Here is a 25,686-nt window from a genome sequence, read left to right on the forward strand (position 1 = left end):
GCTTTAAGCAATTATTAAGAACGTAGATTTTTATATTAAAACATCCATTAATCCCGTCAGTACATTTAGTTTATGAATGGCAAAATAATCTTCACGACATAGTTGTTTATAGATTATACTTTGAGGAAATTATAGTAAGACATTTTTTGGATTACTCTTTGGGTTGATGACATGGAATTACGACACCTTCGCTACTTTATTACTGTCGCTGAAGAATTAAACTTCAGTAAGGCAGCACTTAAGCTTTTTACCGCACAACCTTCTTTAAGTCAGCAAATCAAAGATCTGGAAGAAGATGTCGGCGTGCGCTTACTAAACCGGACCAAACGTAAAGTAGAACTCACCGAAGAAGGCGCAGTATTCCTAGAACAGGCTCGCCTGACCCTGGCACAAGCAGACAAGGCCGTTGCCATGGCACGTCAGGTGTCACAGGCCAAGCAGCAAATGCTACGGATTGGTTTTGTCCCGGTGGCCGAAATGAAAATTTTCCCGTATATCTTGCCAAATCTGCGTGTCCAAAATCCGGATTTAAAAATTGAATTGCTCAGCCTGAACAACAATGAACAAATGCGCCTGTTAAAAAAAGGTGATCTGGATCTGACCTTTACCCGTCATAATTTCAATAGCGATGAAATTGAAAGCCAGTTCGTGATTCGTGAACCGCTGATTTTTCTCCTGCCTAAAGATCACCCTTTAGCAAAATATGAAAGAATTCCTGTTAAGGCATTGAATGGTATTGATTTTATTATTCCATCAGCAGAGCAGTCTTTTACCCTGCACCATACGATTCTGGATTTTGCCAAGGCCAACGGAATTGAATTTAATATTGTACAAAAGGCTGATAATATTTTATTTAACATCAATTCGATTGGCATAGGCCTGGGATGTACCATTTTGCCGGGCTATATTGCTCCGTTGACCATGGAAAATACTGTGATTCGTCCTCTGGACGTAGAACTGCCGTATTTAGACCTGTATGTCAGTTACCATAAAAACAACAAATCCTATGCCGTAAGCAAATTCTTGGAGCTTTTGACTCGTGTGTTCTATCTGGATATAAACCGCGCCGAACAGAATTAACCTCCCCCTAAGCCCTCTCTGATTAGGCATATGCCATTCAACTTTTGATAAGCATATGCTTTTTGTTTTATTATTTTTTGCTAAAGAACTTACTCTTAATTCTATTTTCTGATAAAGATCTATTACCAAAACTTAAATTTGCAGTTTTGCCCTGTCAAATATCATGTCTTTTTCACTCTAAATATGCACCATTTACCACTTAAGTCTAATAAAATTTAATTCGGGTTTTTCTTAGTTCAAACTTAACCAGTCGCTAAAAGTCATTAGATTTTTGAATCCACCCAGATAAATGATCATGATTCTCATTTAGCCATATTCGGTTAAATATTTTAAGTACGAAAAAGGATGGCTGAGCCATCCTTTTTTTTAAAACTGTATGGGGCTTATTTTACGCCGTGTACAGCCAGGTAGTTTTTAATCACTGTGTTGAATTCATCTGCTCTTTCTACTTGAGACCAGTGACCACACTGACTAAAGATATGCGCATCTGCATTTGGAACAACATTGAGAATATCCCAAGTACGTGATACTGGAATCACCACGTCTTGCGTACCATGAATCAACAGCACTGGCACAGTAATGTCTTTCATTTTTTCGAAATCCAGCGGAAATTCGAAACGGTCACGATCACGTGCGCCAACCACGTCCATCAGACGGTCAGATGCATAATCATTTTTCGCAGAAGCAAAACGTACAGCAACCAGTTCATCTGTAATCAGGTCTTTGTTCACCACAAACATAGACAATGTTTTCTTGATGCCTTCTTCAGTCAACACCGGGTTTGCATGTGCTTTTAGTGCAGCCGTTTGTTTCGCGCCACCTGTACCCATCGACACAATACCCAAAATACGTTCTGGATAATCAAGCGCCATTTGGAAAGCGAGCCAGCCCCCTAAAGAGTTACCCACTAACCAGGTTTTTTCAATGCCCAAAGCATCGAGCGTGCGGATCGCATGATCAACCCAAGCGCGGATTCCATAAGCAGTCCCTGGTGCCACGACAGTTTGGCCATAACCAATGGTATCGATGGCGATACAACGTGCTTGCTCAGCAATTTGTGGTAGGTTTAACCACCAGTTTGCCGCAGCCGATACACCTGTACCTGAACCATGTAAAAATAGAATAGGCGTACCTTCACCAATTTCGTGGTAATGGGTCAACTCGCCTTCAGCGGTTTCAATCCATTTGTCTTCTAAGCCAAAGAATGGATCTGTTTGATAGTCAGGGATTTGAACAGTGCTCATAGTGCTTCCTCTTACAGTCTTTAGCTTGCGTGTCCCTCTATTTTCAAGAATTCGACGTCAAGTTGACTCATTAAAATGACTTGTGTACACCCTTATATTAACCGCTCAACCGCAGCAAACTGATACAAAATTACGATTGCATCCTACAAAATATATATAATTTAAGTCATTGTTTTATCTATTAATTTTAAATAAACCCTATTTAATTTAAGGCTTTTATTAAATTCTTAAGCCAAAAAAGCAGCCAGAAGACTGACTGCCTTTAAAATGCGCTTCTATTAGAATTTATAGCTATAAGTGGTTGCTACACGGTATTCTTGGAGGTCTGGTTTTGCTGGATTGGCAAAATTCACATCAATATACATACCCTGTACGCCCAAACCTTTTAATTTACCTTCTGGCACAGTGTAATTGACGATCGCATTCACTTCATCCGTATTGAAGTTCTGACCTTGATATGCCCCAGTCCCTTTCTGATCATAGCCTTTGAAATAAACTGCTGTTGTATTCAGCCCCTTCAAGCCAACTTTAGAAAAGTCATAGCTATAAGACATATGCCATGACTTTTCTTCTGGCGCGGTGAAAGTCGCTACTCCCCAGTTCGCCAAATAAGGCTGTGGCACCCAGCCTCCCAATGTCGGGAATGCGCTGCTGTCACCAAACATTTGCTGATAACCCACACCTACCGTATGCGCACCATGATTGATTTTTGCAGCTACCGATAATGCCTGGTTGTCGATCTCACCATACAATTTATCGCCAGATCCCGAATTATTGAAATAACGCACATTACTATCTAATTTGGTTTTTTCGCCTAACCCGGTTTTGTAATTCACACCCAGATAATGCTGCTGGTAAATGTCTTGAACATCGGCATACCAGTAACTTGCAGCCACTTCTTTGGTCAGTTGGTGGTCTACACCTACAATCCACATCCCATCAGAAGCTTCACCATTATCGTAATATTTTAGGCCTTTAACAGGTGCAAATAAAGTTAAATCACGGAACTGATTGTCATAACGGTTATTAATTTTATCCACATAAGCCAAAGTGAGTTTAGTATCTTTAATCTCTTTCGACTCTAACCATGCACCGCTATAAGTTGTTAACAACTGACGCGATGGATCGAACACTAAAACAGGAGAAACCGGAAGCAACTCACCTACTTTTAATTCAGTTTTTGAAACCTTGGCTTTTAAGGTTGCGTTGACTTTACCGAAATGGTCTTTTGATTTCTTACCATCATGCGGTAAAACCCAATCCGGATTTTTATCACGACCTTTGAGTTTAACTGCATGCTGAACCAGAACATCAGTCCCGACCTGCACACCACCGCCAATATCGTGATAACCAGACTTAGCATCCAGAGTTATCCCTTGTGACCACGAACCCCAGTTTCGTGCGGAATAGTCATCTTGATACTGACGGTCTAAATAGAAATTTTTAAACTTCAGTTGAACATTGCTGTCGTCAATAAAATCTGCATTCCCTGCAGTTGTCCCTAAAGTTGCTGTTGCAGCAAGTATTGCTATCCATAAGTGGTGACGATGCATGATGAGTTCCCCATTCAGCAGATAAAATCCATGCCGCCATCATGCGTAAGTCGATTTAAATAAAAAATCCGACTACAGTATTAAACTTTTGTTCTTTTAGATCGCCCTATTGCAGAGCCCTGTTCAAGCACAAAATCTGTTAGATTTTAAACCGATTAATAAAACTAAAAATTTGACCAAAGATTTAATTTAATATTTTGTTTCTTTTATTAATAAGAGTAAATTTTTTAAAAACTTTGCGCCTCTATTTTTTATTTATCGTTTTTATGTTTAAAGAAAAAATAAAACTCAAATAATCTTAATATAGCGCTATAGCTAAAATATCTGAAGTCAGAGTTTTAATATATTATTCAACAGAATTAAAAATAAAAAAGCATCCAGTCTGGATGCTTTTTTATTGACCTTATTTTAAATGCGACTGCATTAAAAATTAAGCTTGTAACTCACGTGCTTTAGACATGGTTAATGCCAAGTCTTCAATCATGTCTTCCTGACCACCCACCGTACCACGGCGACCAAGTTCCATCAGGATTTCACGTGCAGATACGCCATACTTCGCTTCAGCGCGTTTTGCGAACAACAGGAATGACGAGTAAACACCAGCATAACCTAAAGTTGCCGCATCACGGTCGGCACGGATCGGGTTGTGCATCATTGGAATGACTAGATCTTCAGCAACGTCTTGTACTTTGAACAGGTCTACGCCAGTTTCCATTTGCATGCGGTTTGCAACAGCAATGAACAACTCAAGTGGTGTATTACCTGCACCCGCACCCAGACCCGCAGATGCCAAATCGACACGTACTGCACCGGCTTGTACCGCAGCAACAGTATTCGACACGCCCATACCCAGATTATGGTGACCGTGGAAACCAAGTTCGATGCTTGGATCCAGGTGTTGACGTAAATGATCAACACGATCAGTTACATCGTGCGGCAGCATATAGCCTGCAGAGTCAGTCACATAGATACAGTTTGCACCATAAGACACCATCTTTTTTGCTTCTTCAAGCAATTGAGCTGGCGTTGCCATGTGCGCCAGCATCAAGAAACCGACAGTGTCCATTTCCAGTTTGCGTGCAGCAGTAATATGCTGTTCAGAACAGTCTGCTTCAGTACAGTGAGTCGCAACACGAATGGTAGATACACCAATTTCATGTGCCATTTTTAAATGATCGACCGTACCAATACCAGGTAGAAGTAATGCAGAAATTTTTGCATTTTTCATACGTGGCACAACAGCAGACAAATATTCTTCATCTGTTGCAGCAGCAAAACCGTAGTTCACGGATGAACCGCCAAGGCCGTCACCATGGGTTACTTCAATTAAAGGTACGCCGGCATCATCAAGTGCGGTTGAAATCGCAATCATTTGCTCAACAGTGGTTTGATGGCGCTGCGGGTGCATACCATCACGCAAAGTCATATCATGAACAATAATCTTAGACATTTTGGTATTCCTTTAAGCTTCAGCAGTGTTAAACACGTGTTCTGCGAACATTTCTGCAGTACGCGCAGCTGCTGCAGTCATAATATCCAGGTTGCCTGCGTATTTCGGCAGGAAGTCACCCAGACCTTCAACTTCTAAGTAAATTGACACACGGTTGCCATCAAATACCGGACCGTTTACCAGTTTGTAACCTGGTACGTATTTCTGAACTTCCTGGATCATCGCATGCACTGACTCTGTGATCGCTGCCTGATCCGGCTCACCTTCAACCAAGCAATGCACGGTGTCACGCATCATCAACGGTGGCTCAGCCGGGTTAATGATGATGATTGCTTTACCTTTTTTCGCGCCGCCAACTTTCTCAATCGCACCCGCAGTGGTACGCGTGAATTCATCGATGTTTTTACGGGTACCCGGACCTACAGACTTGGTCGATACCGTTGCGATGATTTCGCCATATTCAACAGGCTGTACGCGAGAAACTGCAGCCACCATCGGAATGGTTGCCTGACCACCACATGTCACCATGTTGACGTTTGGCACTTCACCTTGTGCAAGTAATGCTTCAAGGTTGACCGGTGGCACGCAGAATGGACCAATCGCAGCAGGCGTTAAGTCAATCATTAAAACGCCAAGTTCATTCAGCTTGCGGCTGTTTTCCGCGTGAACGTATGCAGAAGTCGCATCAAATGCGATTTTAATGTTATCTTCAAGTACATGAGGCAGTAAACCGTCTACACCTTCAGCCGTGGTTTTTAAACCCATTTTCGCTGCACGCGCAAGACCTTCAGACGTTGGGTCAATCCCCACCATCCAGACTGGCTCTAACCATTCGCTGCGTTGTAATTTATAAAGCAAATCAGTACCAATATTCCCTGGACCGATCATTGCACATTTAATCTTTTTCATGAATGTACTCTCTTGGAATCTTGATTATTCAGCAGCAAATGCAGCGGTTACTGAACCAAAGCCTTCAATCTCAACCTTAAATTCATCGCCTGGTTGAGCCACAACCATTGGACCTAAAGCACCTGTTAAAATAATGTCACCTTTTAACAGTGGGCGGCCACGGCGTACCATTTCATCTGCCAGCCAGACTGCGGCATTTAAGGGGTTTGCAAGACAGGCTTTACCTACACCTTGAGACACCACTTCTTCACCGCGCGTCATCACCATCTTGCAGTTCACAAGATCAAGATTTTCTAGTTTGACTGGCTGAGAACCCAATACAAATGCAGCAGAAGATGCGTTATCTGCCACAGTATCAATCAGGCTGATTTTCCAGTTTTCGATACGGCTATCGACCACTTCAATTGCAGGCAGTGCATAATCAGTCGCGCTGATAATGTCTGCGTAGGTGTGTTTTTCTTTGGTTAAATCCTGGTTAATCACCAATGCGATTTCCGCTTCAACTTTCGGCTGAATCAAGAGACCGGCTGGAATTACTTCACCATCGCCATAGGCCATGTCGGCAAATAACATACCAAAATCCGGCTGATCTACACCCAGTTGCGCTTGAACGACTTTAGAAGTCAAACCAATTTTACGACCGACCAGACGGCGACCTTCAGACAAGGCACGTTCGGTATTCACTTCCTGAACGGCATAGGCGATATCTACGTCAGCGCTTTCACCGCCAAGTTCCGGGCGAATCGGCGCGATCGCAGTTTGTGATAATTCAGCGCTACGAAGTGCTTGTGCAACTGATTCAACGACAGCAGAATTCGACATCAATGTTTCCTTAAACTGCAAAAATGAGGCTTATGCCGGAAGCTAAGACAGACAAAATGCTCCCAGATGACCTTTCCAATCACCAGAATGAACAGCTGTTCCTAGATGGGCATATGAATAAACAGTTTTAGGATGGGAAAAATCTGGCATTTGTGCCAATAGTTATTTTATTTTTTGCTATAGCTATTATCTATAAGGAATATTTATAAAAATCAATATTAAACAGGAAGTTATTATTTAAAGCATACTATGATTTAGCAAAATAACGGCAGTTATATGACCGAATAAAATCAGCATAATGACAAGTTTAGACTAAAAGATAAGAATAATTGCTGAAATCTGCAGCACTCCCCAGCAAATTTAAGCTGAGGAAATACTTGTATTTCATTGCCACCACGATAATAGATTAAACCGCTTGTTTCCATTGGACTTTAGCCAACAGTGCAGTATGCAAAGCGGCCACATCATCCACGATACAGACTGGATTAAATTGAGCCAAAAGTTCAGGCTCATGCACGCCATAACTTACGCCAACACTTGGCATGGCAATATTTTGTGCCATTTCCAGATCATAAGAAGTGTCACCGACCATAATCGCATGTTCGGCCTGCACGCCAGTTTCCGCAAGAATTTCTTCCAGCATCAAAGGATGTGGTTTGGACTTCGTTTCACTGGCTGCACGCGTCGCAACAAACAGCTCAACACTATCGGTTTGTTTTAATACCCGATCCAGACCTTTACGGCTTTTTCCAGTCGCCACAGCCAGTTTTACGCCTTGCTGCTGTAAATCCGTAAGCATATGCGCCACGCCCTCAAACCAGGCATCTCCTGATGAATTCGCCACATAATGCTCTGAATAGGCTTGCAAAATATCTGTATGTAATTCAGGCACTGCCGGAAATAAACGCTGTGCCACTTCAGGCAAACCTAAGCCAATAATGCTTTTCGCGTCTTCATCGCTTAAGGGCTGCTGAAATTGCTGTGCTGCAAATTGCAAACTCGCCACGATTTGACCGACTGAATCAAATAAAGTGCCATCCCAATCAAAAATGATCAGTTTTACAGGTGAGTTCATATCAGGTTCCTAAATTTGATTCAGTTTCAATCCACTCTTTGCAGAGCAAACTCATTTACCTCTCCCCGGCTCTCTCCTTTAAGGAGAGGAAGATTCCTTACCAAATAAATTCAGGATTAAACTTTCATTGGAATAAAATGGACTACATTATATTCATGAAAAGATTTAATTTAATAACATTCCCTCTCCTTTTAGGAGAGGGTTAGGGAGAGGTCTTACCCATTAATATTCAGAAGAAGCCGCAGGCTTATCCGCCTTCTGCGCACGAAGTTGTGCCACCAAACTCTGCATATCTTCCGGTAAAGGTGCTTCAATCACTGGATATCCCGGAATATCCAGACGCATTGCATGTAAACACAAACGGCGTGGTTTTGGCCCACGATATTCGGTTTCATGACCATACTTTTCATCACCCACCAGCGGATGACCAATGCTGAGACCATGCACACGAATCTGGTGGGTACGACCAGAAAGCGGAGATGCATATACCAGTGTGGCATGCATAAAGCGTTCTTGTACATTCCACTGGGTTTTAGACTCTTTACCTTCTTTCGGTGAGACACAAACCCGGCGCTCGCCGTTGGCCAGCTCATAACGATGTAAAGGTGCATCAATCAGCTGTTTATCCAGACTGACCTGCCCTTTAACCACAGCGACATAGGTTTTTTTGATTTTATGTTCACGGAGCATATCTTGCAGTAATTTTAGCGTACTGCGCTTTTTAGAAATCATCACCAGACCTGAGGTATCACGGTCAATTCGATGAATGAGCTCTAAATATTTTTTACCACTGGCAGCACGCAGACCTTCAATCAGCCCATAGGCCATACCACTCCCGCCATGTACTGCAATGCCAGATGGTTTATTAACAACCATTAAGCCTTCATCTTCATAGACAATACGGCTGAGTAAGCTTTGTGCAACCTTGTCTGAAACAGGCGCATCGGTTTCATCTTTGATTTCATAACGAATTGGCGCAACGCGAATCTGATCACCAATCGCCAGTTTGGTTTCGGCTTTAATGCGTTTTTTATTGACGCGAACCTGGCCTTCACGAATCAGACGATAGATACGGCTTTTTGGCACACCTTTCAGACGACTAAACAGGAAATTATCGATGCGTTGTCCATCTTGATGTTCATCCACTTCAAACCAAGTGACGTTTTGCCATTGTTGCGTAGAATTCATACAGTTACTATGACCCAAAAAATACTAAAATTGTTTAAAAACTGACCACTCAGGTTATGCTTTACACAAGAAACATAAGCTTAGCCCATAGGCAGATGATGCAAGGTTTGATATAGTCAGCGCACGGAAACCATCGTTTGTGAGTAAAAGTTGAATCATTTCAGATTTTTCTGAACTTGATTGTTCAATTAAAGACTCACATGATACGGGAAGGTCCCCAAAGAATTATGCCGCGCCGAAGGCTTATTATATCGGCAAACAAAGCAAACTGTTGCGTTTAATTGTACCTCAGGTACATAAATCAGTTTGTCTTAAAAAATATGTCGCCAACTTTGTTGGTTTTTAAACGTAAACTGATACACATCAGATTAGTCGCAACCTGAAGACGACTTCAGGCTACAGCGTTGATGCATTGGATCTGCACAGTTTGTAAAGGTACGACGACAATTCCGTATCAAGACACTTTCTATAAAGAAGGGATGATCTTCGAGCAATGTGACAGTGAAAGTTACACACATCCAATGCACCGCTCGTCCGCCAGTGAAGCGTTCAGGTGACTTTAATCGTTTAGAGATTGAAGCCGTATTGCCATCATCAATACGTGAATCAAAAACCGAAGCCCATCTATATTAAATAGAGCTCGGTCAGAAAAGACTCAAACCACAATGAATTTCATTGCAGATTTGAGCCATTGATCCGTGATGTGTGATGTTAGCTACGTGTATAGCGATTTTTTGCTGTGTATCACTATAAGGTGTTACACCCATGAAACGTATGTTGATTAATGCAACACATGCCGAAGAAATTCGCGTTGCACTTGTCACTGGTCAGCGTCTTTACGATTTTGATTTAGAAAATCGTACCCGTGAACAAAAAAAATCCAATATCTATAAAGGTCACGTGACTCGCGTTGAACCTTCTTTAGAAGCTGTATTCGTTGAATACGGCGCAGGTCGCCAAGGCTTCCTGTCAATGCGTGAAATCGCAAACTCATATTACAAAGCCGATCCTCGCCAAACTTCAAATATCCGTGAACTGATCACTGAAGGCACCGAGCTTCTGGTTCAGGTCGAAAAAGAAGAGCGTGGCAATAAAGGCGCTGCTCTTTCTACATTTATCTCACTTGCCGGACGTTATTTGGTACTGATGCCAAACAACCCTAAGGGTGGTGGTATCAGCCGTCAAATTTCTGGCACAGTTCGTGAAGATTTGAAAGAAATGCTGGCAACGCTTAACGTACCACGCGGCATGAGCGTGATTGTGCGTACTGCTGGCATCGGCCGTTCACAAGAAGAACTGCAACTCGACTTGCAACACTTGCTCGACCTTTGGGCACAAATCCAGAAAACAGCAAGTTCTGGCCCATCTCCAATGCTGGTACATCAGGAAGCGGGCGTGGTGACACGTGCCATTCGTGATTACTTACGTGATGACGTTGCCGAAATCCTGATTGACTCTGAGCAAGCTTATAACGAAGCCTATAACTTCGTAAAAGCGGTGATGCCACTTCAATTAGACAAATTAAAAACTTATACCTTAAATGAGCCTCTATTCGCTCACTTCGGTATCGAAAGCCAGATTCAAACGGCTTATGAACGTGAAGTAAAACTTCCTTCTGGCGGTTCGATCGTAATCGACCAGACTGAAGCTTTGGTGTCAATCGACATTAACTCAGCAAAATCGACTCGCGGTAGCGACGTTGAAGATACTGCGCTGAGCACCAATATCGAAGCAGCTGAAGAAATCGCGCGTCAACTGCGTTTACGCGATATCGGCGGTCTGGTTGTGATCGACTTTATCGACATGACCAAAGATCGCAACCAGCGTATGGTTGAAGCGAAACTTCGTGAAGCCACTCAAAGTGACCGTGCCCGTATTCAATTCGGTCAATTATCACGTTTTGGTTTAATGGAAATGAGCCGTCAACGTCTGCGTCCTTCTCTTGAAGAAGCGACTGGCTACGTTTGCCCACGCTGTCATGGTACCGGTATGGTACGTGATCTTCGTTCTTTATCGCTTTCGATTATGCGTAAAGTGGAAGAGATTGCCCTGCGTGAACGTCATGGTGAAGTTCAAGTCGAAGTTCCAGTCGAAATCGCTGCTTTCTTATTAAATGAAAAGCGTCACACCCTGGTGTATTTGGAACAGACGTCAAATGTGCGTGTCACTGTGTTGCCGCATCCGCATCTAGAAACACCGCATTATGAAATTACTTATAATGCCGAAGGCTTTGCACCAACCAGCTATGAACGCACTGAAGCAACTCGTTCAAGTGAAAAAGAGTTGGGTTATGAGTCATCTGAATGGCATTTAGAAGAAGAACAACATACGCATGCTGCTGCGCCAGCGTCTGCCCCACAGCAAAACGACGGCAGAAACAATAAACGCCGCAGTAATCAGCAGAACCCAAATGTACAGCAAGCACCTGTTGTTGAACCAGCTCCTGTCCAAGCGCAAGTTGCTGCACCTGCAACCAGCCCATGTGCATGGTTAGAAAACCTGTTTGTACAAAAGCAAGCTACGACTGTTGATCAATCTCGTACTGCCAACAATGCAGCAGCAGCGATTGAACAGATGATCAATGGCGGTGCCGTAAGCCGTGGTCAGTTTGGTCAAGTCGCTGCACCTGTGGCACAACCCGCTGTACAACAGGTACAAAATCATGTACAGCAACCTGTACAACAACAAGTTGTAGAACCTGCGAACAATGCTTATTTGGTACCATCAACAGTGGCCTATAAGCAGGAACGTGATGCTACAGAAAAACCGGCAGAGCGTGAGGAAAGAACACCTCGTCACAACAATAAAAAGCCGCGCAACCCGAACCCGAAGCACAGAGAGCCGCGTGAGCAGGTTCAGTCTGAAGCTTCTGCTCCTCAGCAACATCAGGTGCATGAAGAAGTTGTTCAGGTGTCTCGTCAAGAGCAACGTCATGAAGCACGTGAAAACAAGCGTAATTCTCGCCGTCAGCCTCACAATGAGCCATCTCAGCAAAATGATGTTCAAAACAATGAACAACAGCCACAGCAGACAGTGCCACGTCGTGACCGTCGTAACCAGCCACGTCAGGAACGTCCAAATCGCCACCGCGATCCAAGCGTGCTGAATGAGCAGGCACCGCAAGTACAAGCAACACCTGTAGCTGTAGCCGTTGAAGCTCCGGCAGTCAATGACCAGCAACTTCGTGTTGAATTGGTTGATGCGCCACGTCAAGAGGTGATGCCAACAGCCCTGGTGGTGAATATCGACCAGGCGAAAAGTGAAATCGTGGCATTGAATGACCATACGGCAGTTGCAACGCCAGCGGTTGAAGTTACTGCACCAGCAGATGCGCCAGTTGAAGAAGCCGCTGCTGAAAATGTGGTGGAAGCTGCACTTACAGCGCCTACTGAAGAAGTGGTGTCAGCTGAAGCAAGTGCTGAAAAACCACGTGCCAGCAACGATCCGCGTCAGCGTCGTCGTCAGCAGCGTGAAAAACAGTCTCAACAGGCTGCAGTTCAGCAGTTGACTCCGTCACAAGTGCCGACTCTGGGGCAGTTCACTATTGGTAGCCTGATTCGCCATGTCTATGGTGAAGACTGCTCCGTGCTGATTGAACAGTTTGGTTTATTGCCAACTTTCAACCGCGCTTTAGAAAAGTTCACGAAAGAGTACAACGCGAGTCTAGTGGCTGCAGCAACACCTGCCGCAGAGAAAAAACCAGTCACTCGTGATGTTCAAATGACAGTAGCCAAGGTTGAAGTAGAGCCGGCTCCCGTTCTGGATCTGACTCCACCAAAACCGGTGTCGGACAAACGTGTCGCAAACGATCCACGTGAGCGTCGCCGTCTGGCCAAACAGGCTGCAGAACAGGCTCTGCAACAAGCTAAGCAACAGGCTAAAGTAGAAGCAGCTCCGGCAGTTGAAGCTGTACCAGAAGCAGCTGTAGCAATAGAAGCCAAAGCAGAGCCTGCAGAACCGGCCGTAGCTGAAACTCCAGTAGTCACGGAAGTAGCGACTGAAGAAACGGTAAATGCTCAGCCAGCTGAACAAGCAACTGAAACCGAAGCACCAGTGGATGTAGCTCCTGAAACTGAAACTATAGCTCAGGCTGAAGATGCTGCGCCAGTTGAAGCAAATGCTGAATCAGAAGCTCCTGCAGCAGAGACCCAGGATCAGGCTGAAGCAACCCCAGAGGAAACTGAAGCCAGCGAACGTGAAAAAGCAGAGAAGCAGGCTGCTCGCCCACGTCGTCCACGTGGTCGTCCACCGAAAAAAGCCAATACTGCAACTGAATCATAATTTGCTCAATTGCAGTCATATAAAAAAAACCTAGTCATTTCGGTGACTAGGTTTTTTTTGCTAGAGTTGGGCAGAATAGGTTGATTGCACTAGTGTTTTAACGTTAAAAGATGGATAGCTCGTCTACTGTATATAAATTGAACGTATCGGATACGAAAAATAAATAGGATTCTCATGACCGAAATGAAACCACACGATCTTATTGGTATTGCAGATGTCGCTGCCAAACTCCCGGCTTTCTTGACCAAAGTGCCCAATTTGCTCACCGGTCTAAGACAGGCGTATTTACGTACTCCGAACACACCGGCCGGCCTGGGTCTGGCTTTTGAAAAAGCGGTTAAGCGCAACCCGGAAGGCATCGCCTTGCGTTTTGAAGACCAAAGCTATAGCTATGCCGCTCTCAATGCCTGGGCCAACCAGATTGCACACTACTATCTGTCCTTGGGCGCCCAAAAAGGTGATGTCGTAGCTGTGATGATCGAGAACCGACCTGAACTGATTGCCAGTGTGATTGGTCTGGCCAAATTAGGTGTGACGTCGGCTCTGGTCAATACCTCGCAAGTGGGCAAGGTGCTGACCCATAGTATCAATCTGGTCAAACCGATTGCCCTGATTGTCGGGGAAGAGTGTCGTCAGGCAGTCAACGAAATTCGTGATGACCTGAATATTAGCAGTGACCGCCTGCACTGGTTTGCAGATCAGAATACCCAAGCTGATCCAGGTCAGGCGCCTGAAGGCTTTATCAACCTGGCGGAAAAAATCGATCTCTCCCCAAAATTTAATCCGCCAACCACCCATTCGGTGCAAGGCAAAGACGGTCTGTTCTATATTTACACTTCTGGCACTACAGGCCTGCCCAAAGCGGTCATCTTTACCAATGGCCGCTGGACCCTGGCTTATGGTACCTATGGGCATGTGCTGAATCTAAACAAAGATGATGTCATGTACTGTACCCTGCCGCTTTATCATGCCACTGGCATGGTGGTGTGCTGGTGCGGTGTCATTGCAGGTAGCAGCACCTTGGCCATTCGACGTAAATTTTCGACCTCCTCTTTCTGGAAGGATGTGAAAAAATTTGATGCTTCTGCGATTGGTTATGTCGGTGAGCTGTGCCGCTATCTGATGGATGCTCCCCCATCTGAACTGGAAAAAGGCCATCGCGTAACCAAGATGATTGGTAATGGGATGCGCCCAAATATCTGGGACAAATTTAAATCCCGTTTTGGCATTCAGGAAGTGCTGGAACTGTATGCTTCAAGTGAAGGCAATGTCGGTTTTAGCAATATTTTCAATTTTGACAATACCGTCGGTTTCTCACCGACACCGTATGCCATTATTGCCTTTGATAAAGACAAAAATGAGCCGGTGCGCGACGCTAAAGGTCACTGCAAACGGGTCAAAAAAGGAGAAGCCGGTTTACTGATTGGTAAAATCACTCGTCGTTCGCCTTTTGATGGTTATACCGACCCGGAAAAAAACAAGTCAGTGATCATGCAGGATGTTTTTACCAAAGGTGATGCTTACTTCAATACCGGAGATCTGGTACGTAATATCGGCTTCCGCCATGCCCAGTTTGTTGATCGTCTAGGGGATACTTTCCGCTGGAAAGGCGAGAATGTTTCAACAACCGAAGTTGAAAACATGCTGACCGAGTATGACAAAATTGTTGAAGCGGTGGTGTATGGGGTAGAGATCCCAAATACCAACGGTCGTGCAGGCATGGCCGCGATTACCCTGAAACCTGATGCAGAATTAGATGACGCCGATTTGGCAGCAATAGCCACTTGCTTTAGAAAATGCTTACCGGCTTATGCGGTACCGGTATTTTTACGCGTACAACAGCAGGTTGAGACTACAGGTACCTTTAAATACCAGAAAAATAAATTGAAAGAGCAAGCATTTGATCCGAGTAAAACCGATGAACGCCTGCTGGTGTTATTACCAGGCGCAACGGCATATTCCGAGCTCACCGCAGAGACTTTTGCGAATATCCAAGCCTATCAATATCGCTTCTAAGTACTGAAGTTGCCTATTTTTTGTTTAGATAAAGCATAATTGTTGTATTTATAATCAAACATAGGCAACTTTGTTATTTTTCACTTGCGCTGAAATGAGATCTTGCTACAATACGCTCCATCAAACAAAGTGGTGAAAAACGCTATCGTTTTTCTTGCACTACAAATTCAAGTAACGCTTGAATGCTGGTTCAGGGCCGTTAGCTCAGTTGGTAGAGCAGTGGACTTTTAATCCATTGGTCCCGCGTTCGAGTCGCGGACGGCCCACCATTTCTTTGATATCCCTTGATGGGCCGTTAGCTCAGTTGGTAGAGCAGTGGACTTTTAATCCATTGGTCCCGCGTTCGAGTCGCGGACGGCCCACCATCATTCTAAAACATCAAGTTTTAGAAACCTTAATCAAATTCATTTTGATTACCCAGAATGGGCCGTTAGCTCAGTTGGTAGAGCAGTGGACTTTTAATCCATTGGTCCCGCGTTCGAGTCGCGGACGGCCCACCATTCTTTCTTAGAATACCCTCTCAGATTTACCTATTTATATTTTAATTATTGAATACGATTTTCTGGTCGTGTATTTCTGCATCCAGATTTTATGCTCACGCGTTCCAACAGCTCACGTTTATTGTATTAATTTAAATCTTTTTTGAACAACATCTTAGACTAGATCAACCAACTTTATCTGACATTATTGTTTGATATGAAAGGAAGTATCTTTGACCAGTTCATAAGCCTTAGAGGGTGCAGGATAGCCGCGATCAAATAATTCACGATTGACTCTTTCCTTTTCACTATAGATTTTTTCCAGATTCATCACCAGATGGTTAGCGTCTTTAATCGTATAGTAAAAACTGGCCCCCTCTCTCCGATTTACCACCACCTCAGTACGCTCGGGATTGATAAACCAGCGTTCTTTACGATAGGTAATATTGTTTGCACTGGTATTTTTTGTATTATCAATAAAGACTTTGCCATACTGCAAAATGCTGCGATGCACCGTTCCATCGGGCAATAAAGTCAAAATAAATTTGGCAGTCCCTTCACTACATGGAGCAAAACGTCCATCACACTCAATCTCGGTATGATAGCGACCAATAAATTTTTTGGCATCATCTGGAACAGTCGGAGGATTCAAGTCTGTCTCTAGTGGTAATCTGGCTTGAGCCGCCACCTGAGTGAGTGATTTGGCACTGCTCGCCACGACATCGGCCGTGGTATTGGCAGCGGAAATTTTTACACCCTCTTCTGAAACTGCTTGACTCTCCTGTTCAGGTTTGACTTGTTGCTGATGACAGGCCGGTAAAATCCCCATACTTCCCAACACCAGGCTACATTTTAAAAAACGGCTTAATGTACAAAATGATGCATCTAATTTCATTTTTAATAGACCTAAATAGGAAATATAGCGAGCGAAAAGTACACAGCAAAGTCGATGAACTTTACACAAGAGTTCAATAGAATTTTCACTATGTTAGTGGCTCTTAAGTCCGGTTTTAATCTTTGTTAACATTACTTAACGATTTTATTTTGAATCAGTACTTTAAAAAGTTTGATCTAACTCCATTTCTTTAATTAAGGATCTACTTTTTTTAGGATTCAAACCTATTTTCACCAGGAGATTTTAATGGCCAATGTTGGTTTATATCGCTCTAACCGCTCAAACATGATTGCAGGTGTAATGGGTGGTATTGCTGAACGTTTTGGTTGGAACGCAAATCTATTACGTATTATCTTCGTGATCGTTTCAATAATGAGTGCCGCATTTCCGGGTATTTTGGTGTATCTGGTGCTGTGGTTAATCATGCCGAAAAAACAGGACAGAATTGAGTATGACAGCGTTCATCAACCTCAGGGCTATCAAAATCCCGTCCGTACTGTGAATCAAGATAAACGTTATTAAGCTGTACCCTATTTCTTAACAAGTTTCATCGTAGAGCTTCCTCTTTCACCCCGATTCCATGGGATGAACTTTTAATGCCACGCTAATTTCCCCAAGTTAGCGTGGCTTTTTTTCATCTGTTTTTTGTGATTTCCACATTGTTTCACCGCTTTTTGCTTTATTTTTCAGCAGATTTCGCTATAAGTTAAATGTTCTAGCCTTGAAATGGATTTCAGATGAATCAGTCAGAATGGATGCTGCTCTGGCTCTGTGCCGTGGCTGCATTGCTGCATGGTTTAAGCGGATTTGGCTTTCCAATGATGAGTACAGCCGTTCTTTCCAGTGAATATTCACTGAGTATGGCGGTAACACTGGTCATCCTGCCCTGCTTGCTTCTCAATCTGATCATGCTCAATGCCGACCCTGCGCATACTCTGTTGAGCAGTGTGGGCTATTATATAAAACGCTATTGGCCACTGGTGCTCAGCAGCCTGATTGGCAGCGTGCTCGGGGTCAAGCTGTTACTCTGGCTGAATGAAGGTTATTTAAAATTATTGTTGGGTCTGGTGATTGTGTTTTATGTCCTGGACCAGTTACGGGCAAGACCGTTGCGGGTCAGTCCGCACATTTCCAGCATGCTCTGTTTTGGTTTGCTGGCCGGCATTATTGGGGGTGCGACCAATGCCATGACACCTTTTCTGATGATGTATCTGATGAGTTGCCAGCTCTCTAAAACCGACATTGTCATTATCACTAATCTTAATTTTATTGCCAGCAAACTGATCCAGTTGATTCTGCTCTTTCCTGTTCTGATCTCGCTGCAAGCCCATCAGCAGCATATTCTGATCGGGATCAGCGTATTCGCCCTTGCTGGTGTCTGGATCGGAGGAAAAATACGTCATCACTTATCTCAGCGGCATTTTGAACGGATTGTCCTGACTTTACTTTTCGGCCTGGGCCTGTATGCCCTCTGGCAAAGTGCTGCATTATTACCACAATCCGGTTATAGTATCTTCAAATAGGATATTTTTTAAACAAAGAAAACTTAAAAACTCACATATAAAAATGATGTAAATAAAAAACTTGCAAGGAGAGCATATGACTTATACCAACCTAGCTACCCCGACCAATGCCATGCCCAAAGGACGGCTTAAAGGCTGGATTCTCATTCTAGTTGCGGCTCTCGTGGCCTACGGCTTATATCTTTACCTGCCCTATGACCAGAATGCTAGCAAGGGTCTGGCCCTGCTCGCCTTTATCGGGATTTTATGGCTGACTGAAGCCATTCATATCACCATTACGGCACTATTGGTACCCGTTATGGCGGTATTGCTGGCCATGCCGATGGCCTCCGGTGAAGATCTGGTGCCGATAACCACACAAGCCGCTTTGGCCACTTTTGCCGATCCGGTCATTTTCCTGTTTTTTGGTGGTTTTGCGCTGGCAACGGCGTTGCATATCCAGAAACTGGACCGGAAAATTGCCATGTGGATCATTTCTCTGTCCGGAGGGCATCTGGGTATTTCTGTCTTGGCAATTTTTGCAGTGACGGCGCTGCTGTCCATGTGGATTTCCAATACGGCGACGGCTGCCATGATGCTGCCCCTGGCACTGGGCTTGCTGTCGCATCTGGATGTCAGCAAAGACCGCAAAACCTTTGTGTTTATCCTGCTGGGAATTGCCTATTCAGCCAGTATTGGCGGGCTGGGCACCATGGTCGGTTCACCACCAAACGCCATTGCTGCTAAGGCAATCGGCTATGATTTTGCCGACTGGATGAAAATCGGCTTACCGATGATGTTGCTGCTTTTGCCGGCGATGCTGGCCAGTCTATATCTGGTGCTGCGCCCAAAACTGAATCAGAAAGTGCAATTTATCACTGAAGATATTCCCTGGACCGGTACCCGGATTGCTACGATGCTGTTGTTTATCTGTACTGCGATTGCCTGGATTTTCAGTAAAAAATTCACCGAGATTTTCGGCATTTCGCAGCCGGATACTTGGGTGGCGATTTTTGCAGCCTGTCTGGTCGTGATTCTGGGTACCGCGAGCTGGAAACAGATTGCAGAAAATACCGATTGGGGTGTGCTGTATCTGTTTGGTGGTGGCCTGACCTTAAGTGCCATTTTAAAAGATTCAGGCAGTTCACTGGTGCTGGGTCAAACCCTGGCCAATGCCTTTGGGGATGCTTCTCCGCTAATGATTATTTTTGTCGTGGCGACATTTATTATTTTCCTGACCGAATTTACCAGTAATACAGCTTCCGCTGCCTTGCTGGTGCCGGTATTTGCTGCGATTGCCGATCAGATGGGTATGCCCAAAGAAATTCTGGTGATTGTGATCGGGATTGGTGCTTCATGTGCCTTTATGCTGCCAGTAGCTACCCCGCCAAATGCAATTGTCTTTGGTACCGGTCATATCAAACAAAGCGAGATGATGAAAGTCGGCTTTGTACTGAATATCATGTGTATCTTTGTTGTTTCCCTGTTCATTTACTGGTTCTTCCTCTAAGCCCGACCTTATTAAAAAAGCACGTTTCGGCGTGCTTTTTTCATTTCCAGAGATCGTTATGCTTAAATCCAACCTTTCGGCAACATACAAAGATAAAGTCAGGTGGTTTTCCTGACATGCGCCTAATCTCTTTTATCCTGCATTTTGAACTGATTGAGTTCCTGATTCAGCGCGGCAATCATGTCTGCCCGGCTGATCATCCCCAATAATTTCTGCTCGCTCACCACCGGAATATAGTTAAAAGAACGCTCGACAAAATACGGCACCAGATCCTGAATCGGCTGTAAGGGCTGTACCGTGATGACCTTACGGGTCATGATATGTTTGACCTGATGCTCCCAGCTGCTGCGTACATCGGCAGCACGCTTGAACCATTCTACCACCTGATACATCGCCAGGGTGCCGACCAGCTGCTCATTAGCATTGACAACGGGCAGGCTCATCAGGTTCATCTGCTTGAATTTGTCCAGCGCATGCTGGATATCATCATGCTCATGTAGCGTCGCCACATCCCTGGTCATAATATCCTGGCAGCTAAACTGATTCACGGCTCGTGCATTGGCCCGGTTTTGTGCTTCCAGAATGATTTTTTGCAGGTCATATTCACTAATGTCCAGCAGCTCGGTGCGCTGATCCAGCACTTCCTGAATATCCTGCGGCTGAATCGTGACTTTCTGGGTCGGGGTCGGATCCTTGGAACGGCTATTTAACTGGGCTTGCTGCGGATAATCCTTGCCAATCATCCGGTTAAAGACCATGGCAATTATCATGAGCAGAATTGAATTGAGCAACACCGGATAAAATACAAAGGCATAACCCAGTTCATGTACCGAATGGCCGCCCAGCACTGCGGTAATGGCCACGGCACCACTGGGTGGATGCAGGGAATCTGTGGTCATCATCAGGACAATTGCTGCGGCCACGGCCAGACTAAAGGCTTCAGTCGGATTGGCAATCAACAAGGCACAGCTCACACCCATGATGGCAGCAATGGTATTGCCGACCAGAATATTCCAGGGCTGCGCCAGGGGACTGGCTGGTACCGCAAAAAGTAAGACTGAAGAAGCACCCATCGGGGCAATGTACCAGGCTTCAAAATCCCCCAGAATCCATAAGCTCAACAAGGATGAAACCACCAAACCCAGGAGTGCTCCAACCCCGCAGAGCAAACGGTCTTTGAGCGGAAGGACTTTGAAGTTTGGTTTTAGGGTGTTGAGCCAGTCGAGATGGGAATGAAACACAGTGCGCCTGATCTTATTGTTTGCAGATTTTGCGCATTATAGAACCAAGCCGGATGAAAGGCATCGGTGTTTTACATCTTTTCACCATTCGCGAATACATGCTTTTTAAAACAATAGTTCGCTCAGGTTGAAAACATTCATCCTGATTTCACGGCATGAGCGCTCCATCACCGATCGCCATTTGCATGGAAAAAATCCTTTTAGTCATTGTGTTTAAATATAATTCCAGATCCTTTCAAGACAACCTGATTGCTCACTCAGGTTGAATCATGGGCTGGATTCTTAACAGCTCGACCTGACCATAATAGGTTGAAAATGCGACATCTCCGGCATCAACGCCGGTGCCAATCCGGATAATATTTTCGACCGGAGCCAAACGGGTCGGATCAAACTGTACCCACCCACCGTCTAGATAAGCTTCAAAAATGGCATGAAAATCTGGTAAAAACTTTTCAATTTCCACATAACCAACCGCCATGCGTGCCGGAATGCCCAAGGCGCGGCATAGTGCAATACCTAAATGGGAAAAGTCCCGGCATACGCCTGCGCGATGCACGAGCACATCTGTAGCTGTGGTGAACTGGTCAGAACTGCCCGACACATAAAAAATATTATTATAAATCCACTGTTCAATCGCTTTGACCCGCGAATAGCCCGGTGTCATCCAGCCAAATGAGCGGTTTGCCATGTCGACCAGCAGGTCTGAATTACAATAGCGACTGGCCAATAAATAAGGCAGTACTTCATCGGGTAGCTCAGGAATTGCCACTTCTTTCAGATTTTGCTGCAGCTCAAGCGGGATCCCCGGTTGCCGAGCCACTGTTGCAGTATAATTCAGCTCAAAAACCTCACAGGGTTCGACCTGTAGCCGTACATGACGGTTTTGATGCTGAGCATCCTGAAATTCATGCCATGCTACCGGCAGGTTAAAGCTCAGTTGTTCTTCGAGAATATTCTGGTCAGGATGATGCGCCGCCTGAACCATAAAAATAAATTCTGTAGGTTGCACTATCTTGTATTTTAAATGGCATTGAATTTGGTAAGTGGTCATGAACTTCCTTATTTTTAAGCATTATTTTATTGCGTGAATATTAAACTAATTTAACAACAGCAATCGTATTAGATCAGTTGAACTTTATAACTCTCGAGTTTACAGCAGGTCATCCATCTGATTTATTCCTGCTTTCAGACCCGCGGTCATCGACCATGAAAGCCAAAATTACAGTATGCCGATCCATGCCCGCATCGTTTCAGTCTCTTTTGTTTTTTTCAAAAAAGGATCCTCACATTAACCCTTTGCCACTCCCCTGCAAAGTCCTTATAATTGAGCACAATTTTTCTCTAATTTTAAGTGGATGACCATGAGTCGCGCCATATCGCATATTGATACCTTCCAAGGCTTAATTCTTGCCTTACAAACTTACTGGGCGGAGCAAGGCTGCGTCATTTTGCAACCTTATGATATGGAAATGGGTGCAGGGACATTCCACACTGCGACTTTCCTTCGTGCACTAGGGCCTGAAACCTGGAACGCAGCTTACGTTCAACCATCACGCCGTCCCAAGGATGGCCGTTATGGTGAAAACCCGAACCGTCTGCAACATTACTACCAGTTCCAGGTGGTGCTGAAGCCAAACCCGGACAATATCCAGCAGCTTTACCTCGACTCGTTAAAAGCAATCGGGATTGACCCACTGGTTCATGACATCCGTTTTGTAGAAGACAACTGGGAATCTCCAACATTAGGTGCTTGGGGCCTAGGCTGGGAAGTTTGGCTGAATGGTATGGAAGTGACACAGTTCACTTACTTCCAGCAAGTCGGTGGTGTGGAATGCTACCCGGTGACTGGTGAAATCACCTATGGTCTTGAGCGTTTAGCTATGTACCTGCAAGGTGTAGATTCAGTTTACGATCTGGTTTGGACCAAAGGTCAGTTCGGTACAGTAACCTATGGCGATGTATTCCATCAAAATGAAGTAGAACAATCGACCTATAACTTCGAATATGCCAACGTTGAAAAAATGTTTGAATTGTTCGACTTCTACGAAGCTGAAGCAACGCGTTTAATCGAAGCGGAACTGCCATTGCCTGCGTATGAACAAGTCATTAAAGCATCACATAGCTTCAACCTGCTGGATGCTCGCGGTGCGATTTCAGTGACTGAACGTCAGCGTTATATTTTACGTGTACGTACTTTGGCACGTTCAATTGCACAAAGCTACGTGGCAGCACGTGCGAAGCTTGGCTTCCCAATGGCTGAACCACAGTTACGTGATGAAGTTCTGGCACAATTAAAAGCACAAGTTGAAGCAGAAGCGAAAGAAGCCCACAAGGAGAGCAAATAATGTCTAAACATACCGTTTTGTTCGAATTGGGTTGTGAAGAACTTCCACCAAAAAGCTTAAAAAAATTACGTGATGCGTTGCACGCTGAAACCGTTAAAGGCTTAAAAGATGCCGGTCTGGCATTCGATGCAATTGAAGCCTATGCAGCACCACGTCGTCTGGCGCTTAAAATTATCAATGTTGATGGCGCTCAAGCAGACACACAAAAACGTTTTGATGGCCCTGCCAAACAGGCAGCGTTTGATGCTGAAGGTAAACCAACCAAAGCATTAGAAGGCTTTATGCGTGGTCAAGGTATTACTGTAGATCAAGTATCTACTTTCCAAGCGGGTAAAGTTGAAAAAGTCTGCTACTTAAAAGATGTGAAAGGCCAAAGCCTGGACGTACTTTTACCGCAAATCTTGCAAAATGCGTTAGACAACCTGCCAATCGCAAAACGTATGCGTTCTGCAGCAAGCCGTACTGAATTTGTGCGTCCTGTAAAATGGGTAGTATTGCTGAAAGACAACGACGTCATTGATGCAACGATTCAGGATCACAAAGCTGGCAACGTGACTTATGGTCACCGCTTCCACGCGCCTGAAGCAATTGTGCTGAACCATGCAGATGAATATCTTGCGAAATTAAAAGCGGCGCACGTTGTGGCTTCTTTTGAAGAGCGTCAAGCGATCATCGATCAACAAGTCAAAGCTTTGGCTGATGAAGTCAACGCCATTGCGATTGTCCCTGCGGATCTTCGTGACGAAGTGACAGCACTGGTTGAATGGCCTGTTGCACTTCGTGCCAGCTTCGAAGAACGTTTCCTTGCGGTTCCGCAAGAAGCGTTGATTACCACCATGCAGGACAACCAAAAGTACTTCTGCCTGGTGAACAGCGACAACAAACTTCAACCGTACTTCATTACTGTGTCGAACATTGAGTCGAAAGACCCGGCACAAATCATTGAAGGTAACGAGAAAGTGGTTCGTCCCCGTTTGTCGGATGCCGAATTCTTCTTCCTGCAAGACCAGAAACAACCGCTTGCTTCTCGTAAAGAGAAACTGGCGAACATGGTATTCCAGGCTGAGCTTGGTACACTGTGGGACAAATCGACACGTATTGCAAAACTGGCTGTTGCACTTGCGCCTATTACCGGTGCTAAGGCTGAAGATGCTGAAAAAGCAGCCCTGCTTGCGAAATGCGACTTAACCTCTGAGCTTGTAGGTGAGTTCCCTGAACTTCAAGGCATCGCGGGTACGTACTACGCCCGTCTTGAAGGCGAAAATGATGAAGTGGCTGAGTCTTTAGGTGAGCAATACCTCCCTAAATTTGCGGGTGATGTTTTACCGAAAACTAAAACAGGTACAACGATTGCCCTTGCCGACCGTTTAGATACATTGACCGGTATTTTTGGCATTGGTCAAGCGCCTACAGGTTCAAAAGACCCATTTGCGTTGCGTCGTTCTGCCATTGGTATTTTGCGTCTTGTAACTGAAAACGAGCTTGATGTTTCAATTGAAGATTTGATCAAACTTGCACTTGCTGCGTATGGCGATGTATTGAAAGATCACGACAAGACTTTAAAAGATGCAGTGGCATTCCTTGAGGGTCGTTACCGTGCGAAATATGAAGATCAGGGTGTTGCTGTTGACGTGATTCAAGCGGTTCAAGCTTTGTCTCCAAAATCACCGCTGGATTTTGACAAGCGTGTTAATGCGGTCAATCATTTCCGTGAACTTCCTGAAGCTGCGGCTCTTGCTGCTGCCAACAAGCGTGTTGCCAACATTCTTGCCAAAGAAGCTGCGCCTGAAGGTTCAGTGGTTGAAGCAAGCTTGGTTGAAGATGCTGAAAAAGCATTGTTCGCTGAACTTTCGAAAATCACGCCTGTAGTTGAGCCGTTATTTGCTGCTAAAGACTACACTGCTGCATTATCTGCTCTAGCTGCACTTCGTGCGCCAGTGGATGCGTTCTTTGATGGTGTCATGGTGATGGCTGATGATGCTGACCTTAAGGCAAACCGTTTACGTATGCTTGCTCAATTGCGTGAGTTGTTTACCAAAGTGGCTGATATTTCGGTATTACAGCACTAAGTTTTAATTGCTTGAAGTTTAAACTAA

At 44.7% G+C, this 25,686-nt stretch carries 18 protein-coding genes and 3 tRNA genes; 11 read left to right on the forward strand and 10 right to left on the reverse strand.

What is annotated here, in order from left to right; all coding sequences use genetic code 11:
* The first annotated feature begins 171 nt into the window (after positions 1-171).
* Entirely contained in the window at positions 172-1,080 is a 909-nt protein-coding gene (hcaR, locus tag KUG37_RS08010; protein WP_216935169.1) for a DNA-binding transcriptional regulator HcaR, read from the forward strand.
* A 383-nt stretch (positions 1,081-1,463) separates the two neighbouring features.
* Here the strand turns inward: hcaR and KUG37_RS08015 are convergent, their stop codons facing one another.
* The 7 genes from KUG37_RS08015 to KUG37_RS08045 form a co-directional block, all read right to left on the reverse strand.
* Positions 1,464-2,324, reverse strand: coding sequence for an alpha/beta fold hydrolase (locus KUG37_RS08015; protein ID WP_216935166.1), 861 nt, complete (start codon positions 2,322-2,324; stop codon positions 1,464-1,466).
* 278 nt (positions 2,325-2,602) lie between these two features.
* A complete protein-coding gene (locus KUG37_RS08020) occupies positions 2,603-3,877 on the reverse strand; it encodes an OprD family outer membrane porin (protein WP_216935164.1) in 1,275 nt (424 codons plus the stop codon).
* 430 nt (positions 3,878-4,307) lie between these two features.
* Positions 4,308-5,327, reverse strand: coding sequence for a 4-hydroxy-2-oxovalerate aldolase (gene dmpG, locus KUG37_RS08025; protein ID WP_216935162.1), 1,020 nt, complete (start codon positions 5,325-5,327; stop codon positions 4,308-4,310).
* Positions 5,328-5,339: 12 nt separating this feature from the next.
* Positions 5,340-6,236 carry an acetaldehyde dehydrogenase (acetylating) gene (locus tag KUG37_RS08030; RefSeq protein ID WP_216935161.1) on the reverse strand — a complete coding sequence of 299 codons (897 nt, stop codon included), beginning with the start codon at positions 6,234-6,236 and terminating at the stop codon, positions 5,340-5,342.
* Positions 6,237-6,260: 24 nt separating this feature from the next.
* Positions 6,261-7,058, reverse strand: a complete 798-nt coding sequence (locus KUG37_RS08035) for a 2-keto-4-pentenoate hydratase (protein WP_216935159.1) — start codon at positions 7,056-7,058, stop codon at positions 6,261-6,263.
* A gap of 406 nt (positions 7,059-7,464) precedes the next feature.
* A complete protein-coding gene (locus tag KUG37_RS08040) occupies positions 7,465-8,133 on the reverse strand; it encodes an HAD-IA family hydrolase (protein WP_216935157.1) in 669 nt (222 codons plus the stop codon).
* A 222-nt stretch (positions 8,134-8,355) separates the two neighbouring features.
* Positions 8,356-9,321 carry an RluA family pseudouridine synthase gene (locus tag KUG37_RS08045; protein ID WP_216935155.1) on the reverse strand — a complete coding sequence of 322 codons (966 nt, stop codon included), beginning with the start codon at positions 9,319-9,321 and terminating at the stop codon, positions 8,356-8,358.
* Between the two features lie 765 nt (positions 9,322-10,086).
* On the opposite strand from KUG37_RS08045, the gene KUG37_RS08050 reads away from it, so the two are divergent.
* The 5 genes from KUG37_RS08050 to KUG37_RS08070 all read left to right on the forward strand — a co-directional run bounded on the left by KUG37_RS08050 (position 10,087) and on the right by KUG37_RS08070 (position 16,118).
* Positions 10,087-13,602 carry an Rne/Rng family ribonuclease gene (locus KUG37_RS08050; RefSeq protein WP_216935153.1) on the forward strand — a complete coding sequence of 1,172 codons (3,516 nt, stop codon included), beginning with the start codon at positions 10,087-10,089 and terminating at the stop codon, positions 13,600-13,602.
* A gap of 174 nt (positions 13,603-13,776) precedes the next feature.
* Entirely contained in the window at positions 13,777-15,618 is a 1,842-nt protein-coding gene (locus KUG37_RS08055; RefSeq protein ID WP_216940348.1) for a long-chain-acyl-CoA synthetase, read from the forward strand.
* 193 nt (positions 15,619-15,811) lie between these two features.
* Positions 15,812-15,887, forward strand: a tRNA-Lys gene (locus tag KUG37_RS08060).
* 20 nt (positions 15,888-15,907) lie between these two features.
* A tRNA-Lys gene (locus tag KUG37_RS08065) sits at positions 15,908-15,983 on the forward strand.
* Between the two features lie 59 nt (positions 15,984-16,042).
* Positions 16,043-16,118 (forward strand) — tRNA-Lys (locus tag KUG37_RS08070).
* A 184-nt stretch (positions 16,119-16,302) separates the two neighbouring features.
* Here KUG37_RS08070 and KUG37_RS08075 read toward each other — a convergent pair.
* Entirely contained in the window at positions 16,303-16,992 is a 690-nt protein-coding gene (locus KUG37_RS08075) for a hypothetical protein (RefSeq protein ID WP_216935150.1), read from the reverse strand.
* Positions 16,993-17,238: 246 nt separating this feature from the next.
* On the opposite strand from KUG37_RS08075, the gene KUG37_RS08080 reads away from it, so the two are divergent.
* The 3 genes from KUG37_RS08080 to KUG37_RS08090 all read left to right on the forward strand — a co-directional run bounded on the left by KUG37_RS08080 (position 17,239) and on the right by KUG37_RS08090 (position 20,004).
* Positions 17,239-17,514 carry a PspC domain-containing protein gene (locus KUG37_RS08080; RefSeq protein WP_216935148.1) on the forward strand — a complete coding sequence of 92 codons (276 nt, stop codon included), beginning with the start codon at positions 17,239-17,241 and terminating at the stop codon, positions 17,512-17,514.
* 215 nt (positions 17,515-17,729) lie between these two features.
* Positions 17,730-18,515 carry a sulfite exporter TauE/SafE family protein gene (locus tag KUG37_RS08085; RefSeq protein WP_216935146.1) on the forward strand — a complete coding sequence of 262 codons (786 nt, stop codon included), beginning with the start codon at positions 17,730-17,732 and terminating at the stop codon, positions 18,513-18,515.
* A 76-nt stretch (positions 18,516-18,591) separates the two neighbouring features.
* Positions 18,592-20,004, forward strand: coding sequence for a DASS family sodium-coupled anion symporter (locus tag KUG37_RS08090; protein ID WP_216935144.1), 1,413 nt, complete (start codon positions 18,592-18,594; stop codon positions 20,002-20,004).
* A gap of 122 nt (positions 20,005-20,126) precedes the next feature.
* On the opposite strand, the gene KUG37_RS08095 is transcribed toward KUG37_RS08090, so the two are convergent.
* Both KUG37_RS08095 and KUG37_RS08100 read right to left on the reverse strand, forming a co-directional pair.
* On the reverse strand, positions 20,127-21,245 hold the full coding sequence (locus KUG37_RS08095; protein ID WP_216935142.1) for an HPP family protein: 1,119 nt from the start codon (positions 21,243-21,245) through the stop codon (positions 20,127-20,129).
* A gap of 253 nt (positions 21,246-21,498) precedes the next feature.
* Positions 21,499-22,296 (reverse strand): transglutaminase family protein, encoded by a 798-nt coding sequence (locus tag KUG37_RS08100; RefSeq protein ID WP_216935140.1) that lies wholly within the window; start codon positions 22,294-22,296, stop codon positions 21,499-21,501.
* Positions 22,297-22,606: 310 nt separating this feature from the next.
* Here KUG37_RS08100 and glyQ point away from each other — a divergent pair, with 310 nt between their 5' ends.
* Both glyQ and glyS read left to right on the forward strand, forming a co-directional pair.
* On the forward strand, positions 22,607-23,590 hold the full coding sequence (gene glyQ / locus KUG37_RS08105; protein WP_216935138.1) for a glycine--tRNA ligase subunit alpha: 984 nt from the start codon (positions 22,607-22,609) through the stop codon (positions 23,588-23,590).
* Positions 23,590-25,659 (forward strand): glycine--tRNA ligase subunit beta, encoded by a 2,070-nt coding sequence (glyS, locus tag KUG37_RS08110; RefSeq protein WP_216935136.1) that lies wholly within the window; start codon positions 23,590-23,592, stop codon positions 25,657-25,659. The genes glyQ and glyS overlap by 1 nt, the downstream gene beginning before the upstream one ends.
* The last annotated feature ends 27 nt before the right edge of the window (positions 25,660-25,686 follow it).

The sequence above is a fragment of the Acinetobacter sp. BY419 genome (assembly GCF_019038395.1).
GTDB lineage: Bacteria > Pseudomonadota > Gammaproteobacteria > Pseudomonadales > Moraxellaceae > Acinetobacter.